Consider the following 22,343-nt stretch of genomic DNA (forward strand, 5'->3'; position numbering starts at 1 on the left):
CACCAGGTGAAGACTGAGGGTGGCGCCAACAAGCTATCTGCCGCCCTTGGCGATATGCTCTGGCTTTATTCGCTGTCCGAAATTCACCAGTCCTGGCCGATTGCGTCACTGCATAAGTGGCTTCTACCGCCCTTGGAACGCGGACAGTATCGTCTCTACCACCAAGGCCAACGGCCGGTCGGCTTTGTCACCTGGGCATGGATGAGCGAACAAGTTGAGCAGGAGTATATTCACAAGAAAGGCGCTTTGGATAAACACCAATGGAAAACAGGTGACAGAATCTGGATCATCGATTTCATAGCACCGTTCGGACACGCCTGGATGATTGCAGAGGATCTGCGTCAAAACCGGTTCTCGACCGACATCGGCCGGTTCCTGCGCGTTAAACCGGGAACTGAAAGGATGCGCATTGCCTATGTGCATGGGGTCAACGCGATTGCAAAGGCCCGAGACACCAATCTCAATACCCCCGTGCTTACGTAACGACCGAGAAACCCCAGCAAATGTTATGACATGTGAGCCGGTGCAGCGTCACACATCAACGGGCAACTTTTCGATCCGTCGACGGTCACTACTGATCAGGACCAACGCTCACAAGTAAAATAATTTACCGCCTTTTATGTTTGAGATTTTGTGGGTCGATTTTGATGGAGCGTTGCCTGCGGGCTAGCGTTTTTGCACCAAATGACAAACTCTACGCTGCTTTCTACCGCAGCGATAGTAGTCTCGTACCCCGGTCTTATCGCTTTGTTGGTTTTCAGTCGGGTCGACCCAAAAACATCATAACCAATGCTCTCGGCGAAACGTTCCATCGCGCCAACAGATGGTGTCCCAACAAGCGCTTTTTCTTGTCCAGCGAAGTAAGGTGCCGCATTTAGTGGATTGTCTGTTCGTTCTCCAGTGATTTGGATCACTGCATTGTTAGCATTCAGGAATTCGCTATCAATAATGATGAGTTTCGGTCGAAGCTGCCGGATCAGATCAAAGAGCCGATGGTGATCCATCGTGTGATAAAGAAACCCCAGAATTGCAACAACATCGAAGGTCTCGTTTCCCCTGACCGCGCTATCCAAATAGGTGAATACTTCTTGGCATTTGAAGTCAACCGACGCCTTCAGCTCGTCGTCTGGATACGAAGAGAACTGATCAACAAGCGCCTGCCTAGCTTCAATCGCCACGATTGACGTAGCCCCTGAGCAACTAAAGGCGTAGGCCCATCTCCCGTCATGTGCGGCAATGTCCAAGACGCGCATGCCGACTAGATCTGGCTGGATCGGCTCTATGATCATTTGCCAACGTTTCCACAATCGCTCCAATGACTTCGGCTGATCGACATAAGCTGGAAACAAGACATTAGGACGATTGAAGTTGGTCACATAAGCACCTTCTCTGATGTCAAGGACTGCTACGATTGCCTAGTTTCAACAATTGATTGTACGTCACTACAAACCGATTTCGTCGCGATGTCTCCACCAAAAGCGCACAAATGCGGTGAATTTCGGCAAACTAGTGCAGCGTTCACATCGAACCGAGCAGTTAGAGAGCCGCATCACAAAACTGCCCCTCATTGAGCAGTTTCTAAAAGAGTTTTGGTAGGGCTACCCCATCGCCGCAGCGAGCTTGGTTGGTGGCCCCTTCATCACTTCTTGCGCCAGCGCCAGTGCTTCAAACAGCACCATACTGCGTGGCTCAAAATCAAAGATGCGCCGTCGCTGTTTGGGCAGATATCCTGCGATCTCCGGGTATTCCACGGCCAGGGCCTGCGCCTCTTCATATTTTGAAGGATAGCTGCGCGGACGTTGTACCGAGACATCCAGCACGTGATTGTGGCTCGCCAGCTCCGCAATGGCTTGTATCAGCGCCTTGGTGCGCTGCCCCTTGCGACAGCCCGTGGTGCGCTTCTCTGTCACCACGACATCAGGCTTCAACTCAAAGATCAGCTCTTGCACGTAGCCAACCAAATCACTGGTTGATCGCGTGGCCTTGAGCGCAATGCCCCAGTCCTGCAGCTTGCCACCGGACAGATAGACATAGCCCACCTTGCCGGAGGCCACCGCGATAGCCAACACACTAAGCGCCGCCATGCGGTATGGGATTAAGAAGGCGCTCATGCAGCGCTTTGAGCGATGATTGGCGATTAAACGTATGGGCGGTATCGCGCACATTATTCGACACATGCTTCAACCGTCGTTTTAGCCGCGTGGTTTCATCTGCGATACGCAGTTCCAGAGACTTGATAGTCTCTGCGTGATCGACCTCTGATAGACGATCACTCCAGGCAATTTGCAGCTTCGTCGCTTCCGTTTCGTCGATCACAAATTCCATCAGCTTCCGCATAATTTGGGCTTCCAGCACATCTTCACGGATCGTCTTCATAGCGCACGATTTGTTCTGACAGCGGTAGTAGACTCGGCCTTTTTGTAGTTCCGGCGACATTGGCCCACCACACAACCCACACCGAAACAAGCCCTGGAACAGATGATGGTGTCGCGTCACCTTGCGCCAAGAACGCACCCAGCTTATTTGCAATCGGTGACACGCCATCAGTGCTGGTCTGGTAGTTTAGAGCCGGAAACTCGTGCTTCCAAAAGAAGCGCACTTGGGGGTCGGTTAGTGCTTCGATGATTTGGCGGCGATAGCCCTTGTACACGAAAAGGCGCATCAGGTCGCGCAGGTCGGCTTGTGGCTGCTCTAGAAGCGCCAACACGGCATGACGCAGCAAGTGTTCCATGCGAGCACCCCAAGCGTCTGGCCATTGCTTCTTAAGCGTTTCAATTAGGCCGGATGCGACGAGCGGACGGTATTGCTCAGCGACGCGCTTTATCGGGTTGTATCCGAGCGGGCACGAAGGATCAGCCACGTCCCAATAAAGATGTGTTTGGTTGACCTTGCGGTGCAGACTTTCAGCCAAGTTACCATGCGGATCGATGAGACAGAAGCCGTTGCCTAACATGGCATCCTGCCAAGCCAGATTCTGCAAGAGCGTTGTCTTCCCAGTGCCCGTCTGGCCAATCGCGTACGTATGCAGGAGGCGCTCATGGACACCCACTCCAAACGGTCCCGGGTCTTGATACCGGCGGAACGCCAGGCCGATGATTGGAGTGTGCATCGCCTAACTTACAGTCCACTTTGGCTCTCGTCTGTAGGCAGTTGTAACGATGGCCGCGCTACCGATAGTGCTGGCGGTCGAATCAAGACCGCTGCCTTCCATATCGTGTGTCGCGAGGTCAACATGAACAAATTGGATATCAAACTGACTTTTGATTTCCTTAGAACCAATCGGCCCGCTCATGATTGTAACGATTTCGAAGTTGGTATCGTCTTGCAACCACTCTCCTTTGCCAGAGGACCGCTGAATTGAAGCCCACGATGCTTCTTCAAACCACGAAGTATTGATCTCGGAGTTAAAAGCCGAGGTTAGTTCAATACCATTCCACGCATTTTCAGCTTTGGCGTGGCTTGCGCCACCAAAAGTGAGCAAAGCGCTGGTCAGCAGAACGGCAGAAATGCCAATTAGTCCACTGCCTGACCGTCCCGATCCGCCTCTCGTTTCAATATCTTCAATTGACCGGCGGATTTCAACGCACCTGCGCGCGAACGGCGCATAGAGGATCCGAGCCATTGCGCGAACTTTCAACCAGAACTCGATGCCCCCGTCGGTAAATTCGATCATTACCGGTGTTCGATCACCGCCATCAGGATCAGTCGAGATTTTCAGGACCTCAATATGAGTAAAGAAGGCACAATAGTTCAGTAGCGCAATTCGTTTGTTGCCGCCATCGGTATGGAAGATTTTCCTCGCGCTCTGAGCTAGCCCAAGCGCAGCGTTATTTCCATGGGCGATGGCCTCCGTCCGTGTTTGAAACAGGTAGTGCATAATCGAATAGCCTGTATGCCCCATAGCGTCCGGCATGATCTGGCAAAACTCACGCAAATCCGTTGTCTGCACCTTTTCTTTTACCCTGACGGTCTTCGTTTGTCCCGGTTTCTCAGGGTCATCGATAACCTTTTCAACTTCGATTGATTTGGTTTTCTTTGGGAAGAAGCTCGCGAAGTCCACGAGATCAGGGTAGCGAAATTTGTGGCAGACCAACTTGTACTGTTTCTTGGCCGCTTCCATTAACGCAACGAACTCAGTAAGGTTGTTGGCTCTTGCACACTTCTCGAGTTCTTCCTTTAGATATTTGACTTCGTTGTGGGGCATTTTGCGGACGGCCCAGCTAAGTACCATGAAGCGGAAACAGGCTTGAACGATAAGCTCTGCCTTTCCTTCATTTACTGCCAACCGAGAGTAGAGCTCTTGAAGAATTGCGTCAGTATTCTCGTTTTGTCCCATTGGAACCTCCCGACTGATATGCTGTTCAGTTTCACCTCAGGATGCGTCACTTCGCAGATAGGCGCGACGGAAAAGGATGATTGCTGGTTTGCAAAGATCACCAGAAGATCAAATGGTGAGAGCAAGATGACGTTCATAGTTGCCTTGGGCCTTAAAAATTGACATTAGTTGGGTAGGAATTTGAAAGCTGTTGTAGGTTTTGATTAGCATTTATGTCTGACCGATTTTCGGATGAGTGGCTTGCTGCGTTAAAGCGCCTAGTTGGTTACATGGTCGAGGATGTTGGAGGTCTCGCGGAAGTGTCGCGAAGGTCTGGCGTATCTCGGTATGTTTTGACCAACTTCCTTAGCGAGGCGAAGTCTACGGTCCCAAAGTTCCGAGATGTCGGAGCCATTCATGAGACCATCAGAGTTCACAGCGTCGAAAAACCAGATACACGCATGATTGCGCTTGGCAGGGCTGAATTAGACCTGGTCTTCGGGCCTCGAGAGCTCGACCGGTACTCTGACTTCAAGACAATGGCACAAATGCGCCACGAGGATTTGGCTGAACTTTCCAGCCTAGCAAGCGGCACCTTTCTATCCTTCAGAGCCTATCGTGGCGCTGATGGTGAAGGCGTTTTCGTTTCGTTTGTTCGAATCTTTGACAGGTTTGAGAGAGTGGGTTTGCCTACTTTTCATATGCGGCGGAAAATGCTCTCAGGTGAGACAGTACCGATAGATGGTTCCATATCTACAAAAAATGGACGCCTCTATATGCTAGGTTACGATACCGTCACCGGTGATATGACTTCAATGAAATTACTTCACCCTGGACGAGTATTTCGGACAGTTTCAGGCTTTGTAACTGGTTTTGAGCGATCGGGAACGGCTTATGCTGTTCCAATAGTCTTGTCACGTATGAGAGAACCAACTGGATTCTTGCAGTCGGATCCAGTCACGGGGGTTCAAATCCGGGAAGTTACAGGTCTAGTGACGTCAGAAGCCGAATTGGTGGCCATAGCGGATCAGTACCTTGAAGCAGGCGCTGAAGTGCTTGGTCGCATACCGGAAAGAGAAAATGCATATCTGAGTAACTCCAATGGAGCGTAAATTGAACCAAGGTGGGGAGCTGCACCCACGCTTTCTCTAGCTATGATCTTTGAGTAACGATAACTAGGAATTATCGATCCCTTGCGCCGATGGCGAAAGCTGCCCTTCGCTGCGGTATCAGCGAACTGGAAAGATGCGGGACTTTGCAGTCATTCGGTTTTAGATTTTTGGTTGACGCAGCATCCCTTCGCAGGCGCGACACAGTTTTTGCTGCGCAATAGAAATTGCCGCCATAGCGGTCGTTCAAACAGCGTTCCGATGGCCTTCTCCAAACTATATTTTCGCCATACGATCTATGAACAAACTCAGAGGCGGACGAGGTGGACTGGTGCGGGTGCGGCTAGTCCTTATGCAGCATCCATTCGCTCGCGCAGCACTAGTACCGGAGCGATGCGATCTATTCCAATGAGCGGACATTGAGGTCCAGTTTGAGAAGCAAAACTCCAAAACGGCTCTTTCGCTGCTTAACTTAATAAGGATCAAGGGGCCTGGGGAGCATTCGTGGGGCTTTAGGAGCTCGGTAAGGCGGCAGGCATTTGCAGGCGCGATATGTCTTCGTTCACTGTAAAGCATGCAACTGAAATAAAGCATGCAACTGAAATGATCATTCTCAACAGGTCGTGTAGATGATGTCAGTCTTGCTTCGGTTGTCACAGTCCCATTAGCTAAGGTATCGACAGCTTTTCGACTGCTTTTGATCGGGCTCCAAACGGCACAAAATGCAAACGCTACGTAGCTTTCCATCTTCGATACACCATCTAGCATCTTTGAGGATTGCACTGCATCGCTCCAAAACTTCATTTCTGGTTTGCAGAACGGTCGCGAAAGCGTTCTTATTTGGGTGGGAGGACTTCAAGATGGCAGATGACTATAACATGTCGATCCGCAAGCTGCTCAAGCAGGTGGGCGTCACATCACAATCAGCGATTGAGGCGGCCCTGCGTGACAGCAGTCGCGCGGCTGGCCAAACCCACACAATCACGGTGACGGTCAAAAGCGAAAGCCTTGGACTGAATCATAAAGTGTCGGGTGAGATCTCGCCAGGCGCATAGCCTTGCCGAGCGATCAGCAGATGCAGCAGCTTTTGACCACTGAAAACGCCAGTGCGGCGATTTCTGAACAGTTTGACCGCGACCTTGCCAGCGCGCGCGTTCTGGTTGTCGATGACGAATTGGGCATGCGCAACTTTCTGCAAAAGGCATTGCGCGACCACTGCGCCGTTGTCGACACTTGCGCGGACACGGCAGAGGCCTCAGCACGCCTTGATGAACACAGCTATGACGTCATCATCCTTGACAATATCATGCCGAAACAAAGCGGTCTGGACTGGCTTACAGAACAAAAGCGCATTGGCCTATTTTCCGACGCGATCCTGATCACCGCCTATGCGGATCTGGAAACGGCAATCTCTGCAATCCGGGCTGGCGCGTCTGATTTCCTGCTAAAACCGTTTCGCAGCAATCAGGTTTTGAATGCGCTGGGGCAATCGCTCGCGCGGTCGCGTCTGCGCTTAAGCAAAACTTCCTGCTGCGGCATGAATTAGCGGTGGGCAAGGATCTGCTGCGTCACCGTGATGCGCTGATCGGGTCATCTGAGGTCATTGAAGAGGTGCGGCAGGCGATCAGCCATGCCGCCGGGATCCGCGCCCATGTCGTGATCCGTGGGGAGGCCGGGACCGGTAAACAGATCGCCGCACGCATGCTGCACGGCCTGTCTGACCAGTCCGACAAGCCGTTTGTCTGGCTGCAATCCTTCGGGATGACCGAACAGACATTTCAGGCCCGGCTTTTCGGCCGGGTGGAGGATGTGGCGAACGGCACAGCGCAAGGCGAAGACGGCATCCTGATCAACGCAGCCGGTGGCACCGTCTTTCTTGAAGACGTGGAAATGCTGACTCCGGCCTGCCAGAATATCCTTGCAGAGCTGCTATCGACCGGCCGGTTCAGCCCGCTGGGGGCTGAGCGGAGCATGCGCCTTGATGTCCGGGTTATCGCGTCGACCACGCGGCCTTTGCAGCAAGCGGTGGAGGATGGCAGCTTTCGCCAGGACCTCTACTATTTACTCAACGTCGCAACCATCAATCTCGCCCCGCTGCGCGAACGGCAAGACGATGTTCTGGACCTGATCGCGTTCTTTTCCGAAACCCTATCGCAACAAATGGGCGTAACCCCGCCGCCGATTGATGCCGTCACACGGCGCCGCCTTTTAGCCTATGCGTGGCCCGGCAATGTCATGGAATTGCGCAACGCGGTTGAGCGGGCACTGATTATCGGGCGTTTTGATCCGCCCAATGGCGGCGATGATGATCCGGCAGAGCTTGAGACACTTGGCGCTGTTGAACAGCGCCATATCCTGAAAGTGCTGGATGCCTGCGGCGGGAACCGGGCAGAGGCTGCGCGCAGGCTCGGCGTGGCGCGCAAAACCATTGACCGCAAGTGCCAGTCATGGGGTCTTTGACAATCAGGCGATCGGTCAGGCTGCGCCTGCTGACATTGGCTCTCTTGCCGCTTGTGGTCCTGCTTCCTGTCCTTCTGGGCGTCACGATGTGGCGCTGGATCGATAAGTATGACGACCTCTTGATCTCTAAGGTCGCCAGCGACCTGCGAATTGCAGAGCAGTATTTCACGGCTATCGAAATCACCCAAGCGACCGAGGTGCAGGCCTTGGCCAGATCCGTGGCCTTTGCAGAGGCGCGGGGGCAAGGGCCAGAGGCGGTGACAGCACTGCTCAGCGACGATGCGGTCAGGGGTGATCTGGATTTTCTGGTGCTGCAGGGAAAGGACAATCCTGCAGCACCCGCGATCTTTCGCAGTGTGGCTGGTCTGGCATCCGCGGACACGCCCAGTGCAGGTCTTGCATTATTGAGTGAAGATGATCTGCTCGCCGTAAATCCGCAATTGTCAGAGCGTGCCAGACTTGATCTGGTCCCGACAGAGGCCGCGCGCACGATCGATAAGACGGTCGAAACGCGCGGGATGGTCATACTCGTGGCAAGCCCGGTGCCGCAAAGCGATCAGGTGCTGATCGGCGGGCGGCTCCTGAATCGCGATCTGAACATCATCGACACGATGAATGCGCTGATCTACCGCGAGCGGCAGGATATCGACGCCCGCACCGGCACCACGACTTTGTTTCTGGAAGATGTGCGGATTTCGACCAATGTCCGCCTGTTCGCGGATGAACGCGCGCTTGGCACCCGTGTGTCAGAGGTCGTGTTCGATCAAGTGATGGGCCAAGGGGAGCCTTGGCTGGATCGCGCCTTTGTGGTGAATGAATGGTATGTCTCGGGCTACGTGCCGCTGACCGACATCAGCGGGGACCGGATCGGGATGCTTTACACCGGTTTTCTGGAAGAGCCTTTTGCAGCGCAGCGTAATGCAACCATCCTTTGGCTGCTGTCGTCGTTCCTTGTTGTTTTGGCGGTGACGATCCCGCTGTTTTTGAGGTTGGCGCAAGGGATTTTTGCACCGCTGGAAAAGATGTCCGCGACCATGACCCATGTGGAGAAAGGCGCGCTAGAGGCGCGGATCGGACCGGTTGACGCACAGGACGAAATTGGCGAGGTCGCCCAGCACCTTGATCGCTTGCTCGATCAGGTACAGGAACGCGACGCCGAATTGCGGGATGCGGCAGAAAACCTCAACGATCTGGTCGATAAGCGGACGGCTGAATTGCGTGAGGCCTCCAAAAAGCTCGAAGCAACGTTTGCGCAGCTTGTCATGTCTGAAAAGCTCGCCTCCATCGGTGAGATCACGGCAGGCGTTGCGCATGAGATCAATAATCCTGTCGCTGTCATTCAGGGCAATCTTGAGATCTTGCGCGCCTCCCTTTCGCCCGAGGCACAGGAAGATCTGCAAATGGAACTTGATCTGATCGACGCCCAGACCCACCGCATCAACACGATCGTCGGCAAGCTCCTGGACTTCACGAGACCGGGGGAATTGTCCGACGCAACAACATCTGTGGATGTGGTGAAGGTGGTTGAAGATACGCTGGTGCTGGTGGCAAGCGATCTGCGAAAGCACAATGTTGAGGTTGTTGTTGATCACCATCCGGCGCCCAATATCCATATTGTTGAAACAGAACTGCAGCAGGTTCTGATCAATCTGGCCATCAATGCAGCACAGGCCATGGGCCATGGCGGCACATTGACGATTACAACTGGGCCGGAAGACCGGGAAGGCATACCCGGTGCGTTGATCAAAGTTGACGATACCGGGCCGGGAATTGCACCAGACAAACTCGACCATGTTTTTGATCCGTTCTTCTCAACCAAACTGTCAGAAGGGTCGGGACTCGGCCTCTCGATCAGTCAGGCGCTGATCCGTCGGACGGGCGGATTGATCACGGTAAGGAGCACCATGGGGCGCGGCACAACATTTTTGGTGTGGTGCACGGTAGGGGACAATTTGTCTGATGCGGGCAATACCTAGGGCGAATAAGTGGACATTTTGTCCTGTTGAACCCACCCGACCACCGATGATTGTTAGACATTTTGACCTTTCTGCGATGCAGCTGAAATCATCTAACATACTGTTTATAAAAAATAAATAGTTTGACAATACGTCAAAACAAGGGCCAGACCATGAAAGACGCTGCATACGATTGTGGACAAATCGTCCGCGCGCAGCTGCATCGGGGGCTTTCCCCACATTCATGGGAGGACACGCAAATGTCGAACTCAGCATCGGGACCGCTAGGGTTCTTGCGCAAGGAAAACATCATAGCCCCTGACGGCTACAACCGGTGGCGCGTGCCACCGGCGTCAATCGCCATCCACCTCTGTATCGGGTCGGTCTATGCATGGTCGGTCTTCAATCCGCCACTGACGCGCGAACTGGGTGTCGTGGCTTCTGCCGCGAATGACTGGTCACTGTCCTCGGTCGTGTGGATTTTCTCCGTCGCCATCGTCGTGCTTGGCCTCACCGCCGCCGTCGGTGGCAAATGGCTTGAAAAAGTCGGGCCGCGCTATGTTGGCGTCGTGGCGGCCACCCTTTGGGGTGGTGGTTTCATTGTCGGATCGCTTGGTATCGCCTGGCATCAGCTTTGGCTGGTCTATCTTGGCTATGGCGTTTTTGGCGGTATGGGGCTGGGCCTTGGCTATGTCTCGCCTGTGTCTACGTTGATCCGATGGTTCCCTGACCGGCGTGGTATGGCCACGGGTATGGCGATCATGGGATTTGGCGGCGGTGCGATGATTGGCGCACCTCTCAAGCAATGGTTGCTGGGCATCTACAGCAAAGCGCCAGACTATCTGGGCGCCGAAGGTGCTGTGTCGCTGATCACCGAAGGCGGGCGTCGTTTCGCCGAAACTGCCGCTGGCAAGGTTGAGGTTGTGGTTGCATCGGCAACACAAGCGGCGAATTTCGGAGGCGAGGCTGGCGTCTATGTCGTCGGCACTGGCAACACGGGTGCGGGCGGCGCGTTCATGACGCTGGGGATTATCTATTTCTTCGTGATGATCTTTGCCGCGTTTCAGTACCGTGTCCCAAGAGACGGCTGGAAACCCGCTGGATGGGAGCCGAAGCCTGTCGCGTCCGGCATGGTCACACGCAACAATGTCCATATCGACGAAGCGCTGAAAACGCCGCAATTCTGGCTGCTTTGGATTGTCCTGTGCTTTAACGTGACCGCCGGGATCGGCGTGATCGGCGTGGCGAAGACGATGATCAACGAAATCTTTGGTGATCTGGCGCTGGTAACCGCTGCCTTCGCAGGCACCTATGTGTTGATGATCTCGGTCTTCAATATGATTGGCCGGTTCTTCTGGGCCTCCACCTCAGACTTCATCGGGCGCAAGAACACCTATCACTGCTTCTTCATCCTCGGGACGATTCTCTACTGCTCGATCCCCTATTTCGCCGGGTCCGGCGGGATGACGGCGCTGATCGGGTTCTACATCGCCACGATGATCATCTTCACGATGTATGGCGGCGGGTTCGCGACGATCCCGGCCTATCTGGCTGACCTCTTTGGCACAATGCATGTGGGCGGTATCCACGGGCGTCTGCTGACAGCATGGTCAACGGCGGGTGTGCTTGGACCATTTGCGATCACCTACTTGCGCAATTCATCCAAGGAAAGTGCGATTGCCGATCTGGCATCGGTGGTTGATCCGGCGGCCTTTGCCGAGAAGTTCGGGGCACCCATCGCACAGCTCAATGAGCTGGTGGCGGCCAATACGGTCACCATTGCGCGTCTGATGGAGATTGCGCCAGCCTACACGGTCGATCCAACCTCCACGCTGTACAATACGACGATGTATTGCATGGCTGCGCTGTTGGTCATCGCATTCTTTGCCAATCTGATGGTGCGGCCTGTCGGCGAAAAGCACCATGTGGAACGGGCAAACCCCGACGCGGTACCAGCCGAATAACTCTCCCTGTGCCCGTCCCTGCGTCATGCAGGGCCGGGGATATCCTGGGGCGGCACGTCTCCCCGATGCCGCCCCTTCTTTGCCATACGCGCCAGCTAGAAAGGCCCATGTCAGATGGACCAGATCGCTCCAGCCAAATTCAAGCGCCGTGACCCGTCGCTCCCCAAGGGTCGCCAGATTTCAGACGCCAATGTTGCCGACGTCGCAGCCCTGCTGGGCAACATGCCCCGCCGCCGCGATCTACTGATTGAGGCGCTTCACATCATCCAAGACACACGCGGCCACATCACCGCAACTGCCATTGCCGCTCTGGCCGAACTTTTCCGCCTTGCGCAAGTCGAGGTCTATGAGGTGGTCAGCTTTTATGATCATTTCGACGTCGTCCGCGAAGGTGAAACACCGCCACCGCCAGTGACCATCCGCGTGCCCACAGGCGTGTCGGAGGAGCTTGCAGGCGCCTTTGATCTGATCGATGCACTGAAAGCCGCAACTGATCCGAAAGAGGTGCGCGTGATCGCAAGCCCCTGTATCGGGCAATGTGACGCTGCGCCCTCAGCATGGATCGGCAAACGGGTCTTTCGCCATGCAACGGTTGAGAGGCTGCTGAAGGCATTGACCGAGGATAACAACACACCTGACCTGCCAGAGTATGAGGATCTGGCGGCGTATCGTGCCGCTGGCGGCTATGAAATGTTGGGCCGTGTGCTGTCAGGCGACATCACAGCCGATGCAGCAACCGAAACGATGTCAGATGCGGGTTTGCGCGGGCTGGGCGGCGCTGGCTTCCCAGCGGCCGCAAATGGGGCTTTGTGCGCGCCTATGACGGCCCCTGCCTGATGACCGTGAACGGGGATGAAGGCGAACCAGGCACGTTCAAAGACCGCTGGTGGCTTGAATCCAAACCGCACCGGATGCTCGAAGGCGCGCAAATCGCCGCCCGCGTCGTCGGTTGCGACAAGATCTATATCTATATGCGCGATGAATATCCCGCAGTGCTTGAAATTTTGCGGCGTGAGATTGCGGCACTTGAAGCCAGCGATCTGGACATCATCCCGATTGAACTGCGCCGGGGTGCGGGTGCCTATATCTGCGGCGAAGAAAGCGCGATGATCGAAAGCATCGAAGGCAAGCGCGGCCTGCCACGTCACAAACCGCCCTTCATCGCCGAATTTGGGCTTTTTGGGCGCCCAACGCTGAACCACAATATCGAAACGGTCAGCTGGATCCCCGACATCCTGCGCAACGGCCCCAAATGGTTTGCCGATCAAGGATGGGACGAAAACCACAATGGCCTGCGCAGTTTTTCCGTCTCTGGCCGTGTGAAGGAACCGGGGGTAAAGCTCGCCCCGGCTTAAGCATACCCCTGATCCGTTTGATCGCGGATTATTGCGGCGGCATGGCCGATGGCCACACGTTCAAAGCCTTCTTTCCGGGTGGTGCCTCCGGCGGCATCTTTCCCGCCGAAATGGCGGATCGGCCCATGGATTTTGGCACATGGGAAAAAGAGGGCGGATTTATCGGTAGCCACGCGGTCGTGATCCTGTCGGATCAAGACAGCGTGCGGGCGGCAACGCTCAACACCATGAAATTCTTTGCCCATGAAAGCTGCGGCCAGTGCACACCGTGCCGGTCTGGGACCGACAAGATGGTGCGACTGCTCAAGGCGCAGGAACAGGACCCTGACCTTTTTGAGGATCTGCTGACCGTCATGGGTGACAGCTCCATCTGTGGCCTCGGCCAAGCCGCGGGCAACTGCGTAAAACATCTGATGAAACATTTCCCCGAGGAGTTCGCGACATGAGCCTCGACGATATCCATATGCCGGTCATCACCTTCACACTTGATGGGAAAGAGGTGACAGCAAAACCTGGCGAAACGATCTGGGAAGTTGCGCAGCGTGAAGGCACCGCGATCCCGCATCTCTGCCACAAGGACGTGCCGGAGCTTCGGTCAGACGGCAACTGCCGTGCCTGCGTGGTTGAGGTGGAAGGCGAACGTGTGCTGGCCGCATCATGCATCCGGCGCCCAACCGACGGGATGGTCGTGAATACTGGCAATGTAAGGGTGCAAAAGAACCGTGAAATGGTGTTTGATCTGCTCGCCTCTGACATGCCCGCCCGTGAAGACAGCCCTGACCCGCAAAGCCATTTCTGGCAGCAGGCCGAACTCGCCGGGCTCGACAAGGCACGGTATCCATCCGGGCGGCCCGGTGCGGGCAAGGACATTCCTGTCGACAGCGTCTTTCATGACGCGTCCCATCCGTCCATCGCGGTCAATCTTGATGCCTGCATTTCGTGCAACCTGTGCGAACGCGCCTGCCGCGAGGTGCAGGTCAACGACGTGATCGGGATGGCGGGCCGCGGGGCTGCGACGGTGCCAGTCTTTGATGTCAACGACCCGATGGGCCTGTCATCCTGCGTGGGCTGCGGTGAATGCGTGCAGGCCTGCCCCACCGGCGCGCTGATGGAAAAGACAATGCTGGATGCCACGGCAACCAAGCGTGACGTCTATGACGTCGAAAAGAAAGACAGCGTCTGCCCGTTCTGCGGCGTCGGTTGCCAGACAGAGGTCAGCGTCAAGGATAACGATATCGTCAAGGTTGACGGGCGGCCCGGCCCGGCCAACCGCAGCAAATTGTGTATCAAGGGGCGGTTCGGGATGGACTACGTCATGTCGCCCGAACGGCTAACCAAGCCGCTGATCCGGCGGGAAGGCGTGTCCAAAACGGCAGATGCCCGGATGACATTTTCTGACATTGATGACGTCTTCCGCGAGGCGACATGGGACGAGGCGATGGCATTTGCCGCCGGTGGCCTTACCAAGGTGCGCGACACGATCGGCGGGCATGCAATTGCCGGTTTCGGCTCTGCCAAGGGGACAAATGAAGAGGCGTATCTCTTCCAGAAATACATCCGTCAGGGCTTTGGCACGAACAATGTCGATCACTGCACGCGGCTCTGTCATGCCTCATCCGTTGCCGCATTGATGGAAGGGGTCGGGTCTGGCGCCGTCTCTGCCCCGTTCACAGCTGCCGACGATGCCACCTGCATCATGACCATTGGTTGTCGGCCGGAACAGAACCACCCGGTTGCTGCCACCTACTTCAAACAGGCGGCAAAGCGCGGCACGAAACTGATGGTTTTTGACCCGCGCAAACAGGGGCTCATGCGCCATGCCTCCCACCCGGTCATCTTCAACCCCGGGCGGGACGTCCCGATGCTGAACGCCATGATCCATACGATCATTGATGAAGACCTCTATGACGAACAGTTCATTCAGGCCAATGCCGACGGCTTTGATGCGCTGGCAGAGAAGACCCGCGATTTCACGCCTGACGCCATGGCCGATATCTGCGGGGTCGAAGCGGAATATCTCCGCGACCTTGCCCGCACCTTTGCGACCGCTGAACGGTCGATCATTTTCTGGGGCATGGGGGTCAGCCAGCATGTGCACGGCACCGACAATGCCCGTTGCCTGATCTCGCTGAGCCTGATCACAGGTCATATCGGACGCGATGGCACAGGTCTGCACCCGCTGCGGGGGCAGAACAACGTACAGGGCGCCTCTGACGCGGGGCTGATCCCGATCACCTACCCCAACTACAAATCTGTTGAGGATGCCGATGTCCGCGCGCGGTATGAGGATGCCTGGGGCCGCAGCCTGGACCCAAAAAAGGGCCTGACGGTGGTTGAGGTGATGAATGCTGTGACCGACGGGAAGGTGAAAGCGATGTATGTGCAGGGTGAAAACCCCGCCATGTCGGACCCCGATCAGCACCATGCGCGCAAGGCGCTTGCCTCGCTCGACCATCTTGTGGTGCAGGATATCTTTCTGACCGAAACAGCATGGTTCGCTGATGTCATCCTGCCCGCCTCGGCCCAACCGGAAAAGCCGGGGACCTACACCAATTCTAACCGTCAGGTGCAGCTTGGCCTGCCAGTGCGCACGCCGCCCGGTGAGGCGCGGCAGGACTGGAAAATCCTGGTTGAGATGGGTCAGCGATCCGGCCTTGATTGGGACTACGCGGATGTCGGCGCCGTCTACACGGAAATGGTAAGCAACATGCCCTCACTCGACAATATTTCGTGGGAGCGCTTGATGCGCGAAGGCGCTGTTTGCTATCCCACCAAGTCAGAAGATGGGCCGGGGGAAGAGGTGATCTTTTACGACGGCTTCCCAACCGCGTCAGGCAAGGCCAAGCTGGTCCCGACCGACTTGGTGCCACCGGATGAACTGCCGGATGACGATTTCCCCATGGTGCTGACCACAGGGCGGATGCTGGAGCACTGGCACACTGGTGCCATGACACGGCGTGCGACCCATCTGAACGCGCAGGAAAGCGAGGCGGTCGTCTCCATGCACCCCAAAGATATTGGGCGGATGGGTTTCCAGCGCGGTCAGCAGGTGACGGTTGAAACCCGGCGCGGCGCGATCACGCTGACACTCCGGGCCGACCGTGATGTCACGCCGGGCATGCTGTTCATTCCGTTCTGCTTTGTCGAGGCACCGGCGAATTTCCTGACAAACCCGCAGCTTGACCCGTTTGGTAAAATTCCCGAATTCAAGTTCTCCGCGGCGCGCATCTTCGCCGCGCCAGTCGCTGCGGAGTGAATTGTCGCGTCACATTCGTCCGATGCATCGCGCATCAATGACTGGTTTAAGTACTGCGACGCGTTGCGCAGCACTTCGCACTTGCAGCGGCTCTCGCACACCGTGCGTTCTCAGCAGAAAATTGAAATGGCTGCGTTGGGTTCGCAGTGAGGTTTCGCCGCCAGTTGTGCGAACTACGGTACCCGACCCGCCAATGGCTGCTCATCACGCAACAAGTCGCGATATCAAGGGCTTGGCCTGAACGCCCGACGACTGGTCCGAACTTGCTTTCTGCAAAGGCACTGCCGCGCTAGCATTGGGCAGCTTCGAACGCATACCTGCAAAAATTTCGCTTGGCAGCGAATGTCAGCTTCCAAGTCGCATGTCGGGATCGAATATCCTACGATTGAAAGGCAAGCTAGGCCAAGAGGCAGTTCAAATGACAGATTTAGTTCTTTTTGCATCTAAGGCGTCACGTTCTCTGGCCGGATACTGGATGCTCGAAGAGCTCGGCATTCCCTACGAGGTCGTTGACGTTGATATCCGAGAGCGGAAAAACAGGGAGCCAGAGTTTCTAAAGATTAATCCTTCCGGTCGCGTACCCGTGGTTTCCGTTGATGGCATGGTTGTGAGTGAACGACCGGCGATCTGTGCACTTCTCGCCGATCGATTTGGGTATGGAGCTCTAGCACCCAAAATCGACGCAAAAGATCGCGGGCCTTACCTGAAATGGCTGGTTTATGCGACGGCTGTTCTTGACCCCGCGATAGCAGTACGCGCATCGCACCTTGATGCGCCGCTCAGACATACCACCTGGGATAGTGCTCAAGATGCAGTGGATATTCTTGACCAGGCGCTCGATGGGCAGGAATGGTTGCTGGGAGACCAGTTTACTGCTGCAGATGTCGCCATAGGGTCGGTTATCACAATGGCTCAATTCAATGATTTGCTTCCTGAAAGCCAAATATTGGACGACTATGGTAACAGGTTAAAAGCACGCTCGGCCTTTCAGCGGGCTGAACGACTTACCTGGCCCCCAGAACTCTTCTCATCCTGAGCGGTCGTTTGGCCTATTGAGGACCATCGGTCGGTTCGCCTTTAGTCGCGCCCTCAAGCCTTCGAAATTATGACTGTATTGAGCCCATCACAGCTTAAGCATTGCGGCTTTTAAAGGGTATGTTTTTGGATGTCCGCTGCGCCTGCTATATCGACGCTTGACCAAGTATCCTCTCTGCCGAAAGAAAGACCTGCTCAAGCTCGGAGTTCATCTTTCCGGACTTGACTACAGCTTGCTTGTCCGCGCTGACGCCTAGGGCAATCTCCTCAAGAAGCCCAGGTTTCATCTCCTCCAAACGAGGGAGTAGGACGCTCAGCACGTAGTTCGCCCCAGCATCGCTTCTATTCATCGAGTTCACCTCTATCCAAAGCCGTGTGTCCTGTACCAATGCAGGCGCATTTCAACCCAAAAGGATACATGAGTCGAGGGTGGACTAAGGCAGCAAACTCCTGCTGATCTTTCGATCAGGTCCTGTAGAGCAGTGTTTTCTCTGGCGCTGCTAGTAGCCATCGGGAGGGGTCGCTCCAGATGCTCGTGTTGAGCCCAAAGTCACCGATGCTGCTGGGCGAACACATGACGGCTTTGGTATGCTCGAAATCGTTTTGTAGTCGCTACTTTCAGGATGAGGCTGGCTTGGAATTTTGAATAGGGAGAACCCAATGATTGGGAAACACTTGCTGAAAATCGTCGTTAGCCTCTTGACGGTCTTCTACGGTCTTGTCCCTGCGATTGCCGACCTGAACGAAACGCACTTGCTCAATCCGCTATGGAGCGAACACGCTCGCTTTCATGGCGCGTGGTTTTTGGCATTTGCGGCCGGTATCGCGCTGACGGCGCTCTTTCTGATCTGGGTGCGGGACCAGGTCGTTTTGCCGATCGTATTTGGACTGCTGTTCGCCGGTGGCTTCTGGGTCGCAACACTCTTCCAGTCCGCTTACGGGGGCGGCCTGGTGGACCCAAACGGGTTCGAACAGCAGATAATGGGGTTCGAGTCGAACTTGTTCCTGTTCTCGGTGGTGAGTGTGCTCTTCCTTGCTGCGCTTGGGTTTTCAGTGAAATTCTATGGAAGCAGCTCAGGGGATGAATGACAGAGCGGTGACATCATTTCTAATCCTCGCCTTTGCGATGTTGTGGTTACCCTTGGGGCAGCACGCTTTCTTGACCGAGCATTGGATGAAACTGGGCACATTCATGGCCCCGTTTCTTCTATTTGTGGCTTTTGCCGTCGCAAAAGACGATGATCCGCGCACTAACCCGCGCTTCCTTTCGCTCATCTTGCTGGTTGCCTACATCGTTCATCAGTTTGAGGAACACTGGATCGACGCTTTCGGCCAGACCTACGCGTTCCATCCCTATTTAAACGACTTCTTATCGGATCTCACAGGAAGCCAGCGCGGGACTGAATTCATGTCCCCAACCTCGATTTTCGTGATCAACACTTCGCTCGTGTGGCTGGTTGGCGCTTTGGGTCTTTGGCGCGGAAGCAACCATATCTTTGCGACCTTGTGCATGGCGGCCATTGTCGTCGTAAACGCCGTCAGCCATATCGGCGCTAGCTTGATTGCGGGAGGTTACAATCCTGGTTTGGTGACCGGCATAGTGATTTTCGTCCCCTTAGGCGTCGCGGTGTATGTGTGGCTGCTGCGGGCAAATCTGGCCACCTTGCGTCAGATACTCGGCAGCATTCTTTGGGGGCTGGTCGCCCATGTGATCATGATAACCGGGATTTTAGTGATGCATCAGTTTGCCCCGGTTCCCGAGGTTGCATATTTTGCAGCTTTGATCGTCTGGTCGCTCATCCCGGCAATCCGCGTCAAGGGACCGAGCATGCCATAGCTCTAGCTACGATGACTGCCGACCTTCATCACCGCGAGCCTAATGCCAGCAGAGTCCCGCGACACGCTCGCCCGAGCAGCCCGATCCAATAACGGCTTTGGGCTGCACGGGTTATCCAGGCAAGACAGTCAGATGGCAGCGGCGAACCCTCTTTGACAGATGCTGCGGATTGTCAGAAAGTCTGCTATCAGCTTGATTTGAGACATCAAAAAATGTCTCATCTTTATGCACGTTTTGGTCAGGCATGAGCAAATGAAACAACTCGAGGACTTCGTCAGTGCTTTGCGGTCCGCAAATGCAATCGCGACAACTTGGCTGGTCCCAAGTCGGCAACTCGAGCCGACTTTCCATGGATTTGCAGAAGTCTCGTTGCCCGATGACCTCATCGCCTCATGGTCTTTGTTCAATGGTATGACGGTACCGCCGGAGACCCCATTGGAACAAACTTGGTTAGATGGTCAGTTCTTGTATCTTAGCTTCGACAGTGCCGGAGAAGACTATCGTTTGGCAAAGGAACTGTGGGATGAAGATCCTCTTTTCGACGCATATTGGCCAAATGGTTTTGTTCCGATTGGGACGCCTGGTGACGGTTCTCGCTTATTGGTCAACTGTAGGGACGGTTCGCCAACTTACGGTGCCGTCTACGAACTTATGCATGCGGTTGGCGTAGCTCGTCTGTCGAATTCGCTATCTCGATACTGTGAAACGTTGAACCAAGCATTGGACGAGGGAGCGATTACGGTCTCCGAGCATGGCCTAGTCAAGATGGAATTCCAAAAATTTGCAAGGATTGGCGCACAAATGAATCCTGGATGCGATGGTTTCGATGAGAGCATACCATCAGCCTCTGAAGCTAAAGACTGGGAGTGAAAATTCTACCTGCGCCATGGATTAAGGTCTGTTGACTACAGCTAACCAGACCTTCGCTGAGCGATTGCCAATGGCTGCTACGTCCCGCATCCCTCCAGTTCATGCGCCATGCCGCGAACGGCAGTGTTTCCCGAACCGACCTCTCGTGACTAATGCGGCGAAGGCTAAGCCGAAGGATTTTCGCGGTGCCTTTTGACGATGCTGAGCACAGTGTTTTTGCTGATACCGAGGTCGCGGGCAATCCAGCGGTAGCTACGGCCTTCCTCAAGGGACGCGAGCACCTTTGGCGCGAGCTTGTCTGATATAGTCTATGACGGTAGTGCGGGACCTTACTGCCGTTGACCGAGCTGTCTCGAAAGTCCGCTTCGATAAACGACCCCTCACCCACGCTGGCCGGAGGGTCTCGGCAACTCTTCTCTCGTGTTGCATTTCCGTCCTGTCGACTCCCAACACCAATTGTCGGTCAAAAACCCAGACAAAACTGAAGCTTCGGACTGCGTGTAACTGAGCGTGAAACCAATCAGACCTGCCAAAGCGTTGACAAATATCAGTTCTTTCCGTAGTGATTCTATATTAGAAATTTGTTTCTACGAAGTAGAACTTTCTAGGAGGAGATATATGAGTGAATCGGACCGACACGTGGAGTCTGTGCTGTCCGCACTTGCGGTGTTGGACTGCTTCGAAAGCGATGAGCCCCTTCGGCTTAAGGATTTTCATGCCCGTACAGGTCTGACCCGCAGCCGCATCATTCGGCTTGCGGGAACGCTGATGCACAAAGGATATCTAACACAGGACAAAGAGACCTCTCAGTATCGACTGGGGCCGACGCTTTTTCGGCTTAGCACGCTTCTCTCGGATCGCTTCGGATCGCTTTCGGCGAGGGTACGCCCGACGCTTGTTGAACTGGTCGCGTCCACGGGTCTGACGGCAATGTTCTCAGTTGTCGGCGGCCGGGATCGTTTGATCCTTACCAAAGAAGAACCGGATCAAGCAGTTCGGTATACCGTGAAAGAGGGGCAGCAGAGGGCCATCCATCTGGGCGCGTCCGGCCGCGTTCTGCTGGCGTTTTCCCGACCCTCATTGGCCAGTGACATCCTGGATTCACTGTCCTTGTCCGAGGGCGCCAAAGCCGCGCTATACCGTGACTTGGAGCCGATCCGCGAAAAAGGATTTGACCTAAGTGAATCCGAGCTGACTCGGCACGCGTTCGCGGTTGCCGTCCCAGTTTTGGCCAACACCGGAGAGCTGCAGGGCGCTCTCACGCTGGCTGGTCCGACGCTTGATTACAGCAGGGACAAGCTCGAACACCTCGTCGCCTTGCTGAATGAAAAATCAAAAATTCTAGAGCGCGGCGGGACCAAGAAACCTGTCCAGTCAGCGCAGACCTGAGGGGCCGAAATGACGGATCAAAGCAATCTTTCGCGGCTGGAAAAAGACTACGCGGAATATGACGAACTGGGTCGGATCTGGGGTGAAGTTCCCCTGTCGCGTATTCGAAAAGTGAAGTTCGATCGTGTCTCCGAAAAGGTCCGCCAGGCCTTTCTCAAGCTCACCGATCTGACCACAACGGTTGCGGACTCGCTTGATAAATCTGGCATCCGCGGGGCGGTCGCTCAAACGCATCTTCCGAACTTGGTGCCTGGGAAAAGGATCGCGGGAACGGCGATCACGCTGCGCAATATTCCCGAGCGAAAAACCCCAACCCAAGGGACGCTCGACAAAGACCCGATCAAGATGTCCAGCCGGGAGTGCCACTATCTGTCGGAAGTGGGCGATGTGCTCGTGGCGGATTTCGGCGGCAACGTCGAGGCCTCCAACATGGGCGGGCAATCCTGCCTAACCGCAAAGATGCAGGGTGTCGCCGGGGCAATCGTGGACGGTGCCGTGCGCGATGTGAACACTATACGCGATCTTGAATTCCCGATCTGGTGCCGTGGCGGAACGCCGAAGACCGGCAAGTACCGCATGGAAGCCATCGAAATCAACGGCCCCGTAACGGTGCACGACGTGGTGGTCGAGCTCATTTTGGAAGAAGCACAAGCAACCGAAGCGGCAGAGGAAGCCGCGCGCGAGCTCATCAGGCGCAAGGCGCCTTTGTCCGAATTGAAGCCATTGTTCCGAAGCCGGTACAACAGCTGACGCAATCAACAATCAAGTCGAACAATTGGGAGGATACTATGCGACTTA

Annotated in this window: 23 protein-coding genes; 17 read left to right on the forward strand and 6 right to left on the reverse strand. The window is 55.3% G+C overall.

What is annotated here, in order from left to right; genetic code table 11:
* Window positions 1-6 precede the first annotated feature (6 nt).
* The gene (locus QTO30_RS14640; protein ID WP_340424829.1) at window positions 7-483 is read left to right on the forward strand and encodes a toxin-activating lysine-acyltransferase; all 477 of its coding nucleotides are present in this window, start codon (window positions 7-9) and stop codon (window positions 481-483) included.
* Between the two features lie 134 nt (window positions 484-617).
* Here the strand turns inward: QTO30_RS14640 and QTO30_RS14645 are convergent, their stop codons facing one another.
* From QTO30_RS14645 to QTO30_RS14665, 5 genes are all read right to left on the reverse strand, one after another.
* Entirely contained in the window at window positions 618-1,376 is a 759-nt protein-coding gene (locus QTO30_RS14645; RefSeq protein WP_340424830.1) for a class I SAM-dependent methyltransferase, read from the reverse strand.
* A gap of 222 nt (window positions 1,377-1,598) precedes the next feature.
* Window positions 1,599-2,111, reverse strand: a complete 513-nt coding sequence (locus QTO30_RS14650; RefSeq protein ID WP_340424832.1) for a hypothetical protein — start codon at window positions 2,109-2,111, stop codon at window positions 1,599-1,601.
* Window positions 2,071-2,436, reverse strand: coding sequence for a zinc ribbon domain-containing protein (locus QTO30_RS14655; RefSeq protein WP_445327156.1), 366 nt, complete (start codon window positions 2,434-2,436; stop codon window positions 2,071-2,073). The genes QTO30_RS14650 and QTO30_RS14655 overlap by 41 nt, the downstream gene beginning before the upstream one ends.
* Window positions 2,360-2,980: a hypothetical protein gene (locus QTO30_RS14660; RefSeq protein WP_340424834.1), complete on the reverse strand. Its 621-nt coding sequence runs from the start codon at window positions 2,978-2,980 to the stop codon at window positions 2,360-2,362. The genes QTO30_RS14655 and QTO30_RS14660 overlap by 77 nt, the downstream gene beginning before the upstream one ends.
* A 132-nt stretch (window positions 2,981-3,112) precedes the next feature.
* Window positions 3,113-4,336 carry a hypothetical protein gene (locus tag QTO30_RS14665; RefSeq protein ID WP_340424835.1) on the reverse strand — a complete coding sequence of 408 codons (1,224 nt, stop codon included), beginning with the start codon at window positions 4,334-4,336 and terminating at the stop codon, window positions 3,113-3,115.
* A 212-nt stretch (window positions 4,337-4,548) separates the two neighbouring features.
* Between QTO30_RS14665 and QTO30_RS14670 the strand changes: the two genes are divergently transcribed.
* The 11 genes from QTO30_RS14670 (at window position 4,549) to QTO30_RS14720 (ending at window position 17,450) form a co-directional block, all read left to right on the forward strand.
* The gene (locus QTO30_RS14670) at window positions 4,549-5,427 is read left to right on the forward strand and encodes a hypothetical protein (RefSeq protein ID WP_340424836.1); all 879 of its coding nucleotides are present in this window, start codon (window positions 4,549-4,551) and stop codon (window positions 5,425-5,427) included.
* A gap of 857 nt (window positions 5,428-6,284) precedes the next feature.
* Window positions 6,285-6,479, forward strand: a complete 195-nt coding sequence (locus QTO30_RS14675; protein WP_340424837.1) for a DUF6494 family protein — start codon at window positions 6,285-6,287, stop codon at window positions 6,477-6,479.
* A gap of 2 nt (window positions 6,480-6,481) precedes the next feature.
* Window positions 6,482-6,970, forward strand: coding sequence for a response regulator (locus QTO30_RS14680; protein WP_340424838.1), 489 nt, complete (start codon window positions 6,482-6,484; stop codon window positions 6,968-6,970).
* A gap of 2 nt (window positions 6,971-6,972) precedes the next feature.
* Window positions 6,973-7,884: a sigma-54-dependent transcriptional regulator gene (locus tag QTO30_RS14685; protein WP_340424839.1), complete on the forward strand. Its 912-nt coding sequence runs from the start codon at window positions 6,973-6,975 to the stop codon at window positions 7,882-7,884.
* The gene (locus tag QTO30_RS14690) at window positions 7,872-9,860 is read left to right on the forward strand and encodes a sensor histidine kinase (protein ID WP_340424840.1); all 1,989 of its coding nucleotides are present in this window, start codon (window positions 7,872-7,874) and stop codon (window positions 9,858-9,860) included. Before QTO30_RS14685 ends, QTO30_RS14690 begins: the two co-directional genes overlap by 13 nt.
* A gap of 152 nt (window positions 9,861-10,012) precedes the next feature.
* Complete coding sequence (locus tag QTO30_RS14695) at window positions 10,013-11,803, forward strand: OFA family MFS transporter (protein ID WP_445327157.1); 1,791 nt, start codon at window positions 10,013-10,015, stop codon at window positions 11,801-11,803.
* Between the two features lie 114 nt (window positions 11,804-11,917).
* Window positions 11,918-12,640 (forward strand): NADH-quinone oxidoreductase subunit NuoE family protein, encoded by a 723-nt coding sequence (locus tag QTO30_RS14700; RefSeq protein ID WP_340424841.1) that lies wholly within the window; start codon window positions 11,918-11,920, stop codon window positions 12,638-12,640.
* Window positions 12,613-13,158: a hypothetical protein gene (locus QTO30_RS14705; protein WP_340424842.1), complete on the forward strand. Its 546-nt coding sequence runs from the start codon at window positions 12,613-12,615 to the stop codon at window positions 13,156-13,158. Before QTO30_RS14700 ends, QTO30_RS14705 begins: the two co-directional genes overlap by 28 nt.
* A 41-nt stretch (window positions 13,159-13,199) precedes the next feature.
* Window positions 13,200-13,604 (forward strand): NADH-ubiquinone oxidoreductase-F iron-sulfur binding region domain-containing protein, encoded by a 405-nt coding sequence (locus QTO30_RS14710; RefSeq protein WP_340424843.1) that lies wholly within the window; start codon window positions 13,200-13,202, stop codon window positions 13,602-13,604.
* Entirely contained in the window at window positions 13,601-16,414 is a 2,814-nt protein-coding gene (gene fdhF / locus QTO30_RS14715) for a formate dehydrogenase subunit alpha (RefSeq protein WP_340424844.1), read from the forward strand. The genes QTO30_RS14710 and fdhF overlap by 4 nt, the downstream gene beginning before the upstream one ends.
* A gap of 418 nt (window positions 16,415-16,832) precedes the next feature.
* Window positions 16,833-17,450 carry a glutathione S-transferase family protein gene (locus QTO30_RS14720; protein WP_340424845.1) on the forward strand — a complete coding sequence of 206 codons (618 nt, stop codon included), beginning with the start codon at window positions 16,833-16,835 and terminating at the stop codon, window positions 17,448-17,450.
* 145 nt (window positions 17,451-17,595) lie between these two features.
* Here QTO30_RS14720 and QTO30_RS14725 read toward each other — a convergent pair whose 3' ends face one another.
* Window positions 17,596-17,799 carry a hypothetical protein gene (locus tag QTO30_RS14725; RefSeq protein ID WP_340424846.1) on the reverse strand — a complete coding sequence of 68 codons (204 nt, stop codon included), beginning with the start codon at window positions 17,797-17,799 and terminating at the stop codon, window positions 17,596-17,598.
* A 325-nt stretch (window positions 17,800-18,124) separates the two neighbouring features.
* Here QTO30_RS14725 and QTO30_RS14730 point away from each other — a divergent pair, with 325 nt between their 5' ends.
* The 5 genes from QTO30_RS14730 (at window position 18,125) to QTO30_RS14750 (ending at window position 22,295) form a co-directional block, all read left to right on the forward strand.
* Window positions 18,125-18,538 carry a DUF6640 family protein gene (locus QTO30_RS14730; RefSeq protein WP_340424847.1) on the forward strand — a complete coding sequence of 138 codons (414 nt, stop codon included), beginning with the start codon at window positions 18,125-18,127 and terminating at the stop codon, window positions 18,536-18,538.
* Between the two features lie 85 nt (window positions 18,539-18,623).
* Window positions 18,624-19,286 carry an HXXEE domain-containing protein gene (locus QTO30_RS14735; RefSeq protein ID WP_340424848.1) on the forward strand — a complete coding sequence of 221 codons (663 nt, stop codon included), beginning with the start codon at window positions 18,624-18,626 and terminating at the stop codon, window positions 19,284-19,286.
* A gap of 252 nt (window positions 19,287-19,538) precedes the next feature.
* Window positions 19,539-20,156, forward strand: a complete 618-nt coding sequence (locus tag QTO30_RS14740; RefSeq protein WP_340424849.1) for an SMI1/KNR4 family protein — start codon at window positions 19,539-19,541, stop codon at window positions 20,154-20,156.
* Between the two features lie 618 nt (window positions 20,157-20,774).
* Complete coding sequence (locus QTO30_RS14745; protein WP_340424850.1) at window positions 20,775-21,545, forward strand: IclR family transcriptional regulator; 771 nt, start codon at window positions 20,775-20,777, stop codon at window positions 21,543-21,545.
* Between the two features lie 9 nt (window positions 21,546-21,554).
* Complete coding sequence (locus QTO30_RS14750) at window positions 21,555-22,295, forward strand: RraA family protein (protein WP_340424851.1); 741 nt, start codon at window positions 21,555-21,557, stop codon at window positions 22,293-22,295.
* Window positions 22,296-22,343: the final 48 nt, after the last annotated feature.

Source organism: Yoonia sp. GPGPB17, from assembly GCF_037892195.1.
Taxonomy (GTDB): domain Bacteria; phylum Pseudomonadota; class Alphaproteobacteria; order Rhodobacterales; family Rhodobacteraceae; genus Yoonia.

Bases quoted from the DNA above. Each gene is read 5' to 3' on its own strand.
- QTO30_RS14650 (WP_340424832.1), bottom strand. From the start codon at position 2,111: ATGAGCGCCTTCTTAATCCCATACCGCATGGCGGCGCTTAGTGTGTTG.
- QTO30_RS14655 (WP_445327156.1), bottom strand. From the start codon at position 2,436: ATGTCGCCGGAACTACAAAAAGGCCGAGTCTACTACCGCTGTCAGAAC.
- QTO30_RS14665 (WP_340424835.1), bottom strand. From the start codon at position 4,336: ATGGGACAAAACGAGAATACTGACGCAATTCTTCAAGAGCTCTACTCT.
- QTO30_RS14670 (WP_340424836.1), top strand. From the start codon at position 4,549: ATGTCTGACCGATTTTCGGATGAGTGGCTTGCTGCGTTAAAGCGCCTA.
- QTO30_RS14675 (WP_340424837.1), top strand. From the start codon at position 6,285: ATGGCAGATGACTATAACATGTCGATCCGCAAGCTGCTCAAGCAGGTG.
- QTO30_RS14690 (WP_340424840.1), top strand. From the start codon at position 7,872: ATGGGGTCTTTGACAATCAGGCGATCGGTCAGGCTGCGCCTGCTGACA.
- QTO30_RS14695 (WP_445327157.1), top strand. From the start codon at position 10,013: ATGAAAGACGCTGCATACGATTGTGGACAAATCGTCCGCGCGCAGCTG.
- QTO30_RS14700 (WP_340424841.1), top strand. From the start codon at position 11,918: ATGGACCAGATCGCTCCAGCCAAATTCAAGCGCCGTGACCCGTCGCTC.
- QTO30_RS14710 (WP_340424843.1), top strand. From the start codon at position 13,200: ATGGCCGATGGCCACACGTTCAAAGCCTTCTTTCCGGGTGGTGCCTCC.
- fdhF (WP_340424844.1), top strand. From the start codon at position 13,601: ATGAGCCTCGACGATATCCATATGCCGGTCATCACCTTCACACTTGAT.
- QTO30_RS14720 (WP_340424845.1), top strand. From the start codon at position 16,833: ATGACAGATTTAGTTCTTTTTGCATCTAAGGCGTCACGTTCTCTGGCC.
- QTO30_RS14725 (WP_340424846.1), bottom strand. From the start codon at position 17,799: ATGAATAGAAGCGATGCTGGGGCGAACTACGTGCTGAGCGTCCTACTC.
- QTO30_RS14735 (WP_340424848.1), top strand. From the start codon at position 18,624: ATGAAACTGGGCACATTCATGGCCCCGTTTCTTCTATTTGTGGCTTTT.
- QTO30_RS14740 (WP_340424849.1), top strand. From the start codon at position 19,539: ATGAAACAACTCGAGGACTTCGTCAGTGCTTTGCGGTCCGCAAATGCA.
- QTO30_RS14745 (WP_340424850.1), top strand. From the start codon at position 20,775: ATGAGTGAATCGGACCGACACGTGGAGTCTGTGCTGTCCGCACTTGCG.
- QTO30_RS14750 (WP_340424851.1), top strand. From the start codon at position 21,555: ATGACGGATCAAAGCAATCTTTCGCGGCTGGAAAAAGACTACGCGGAA.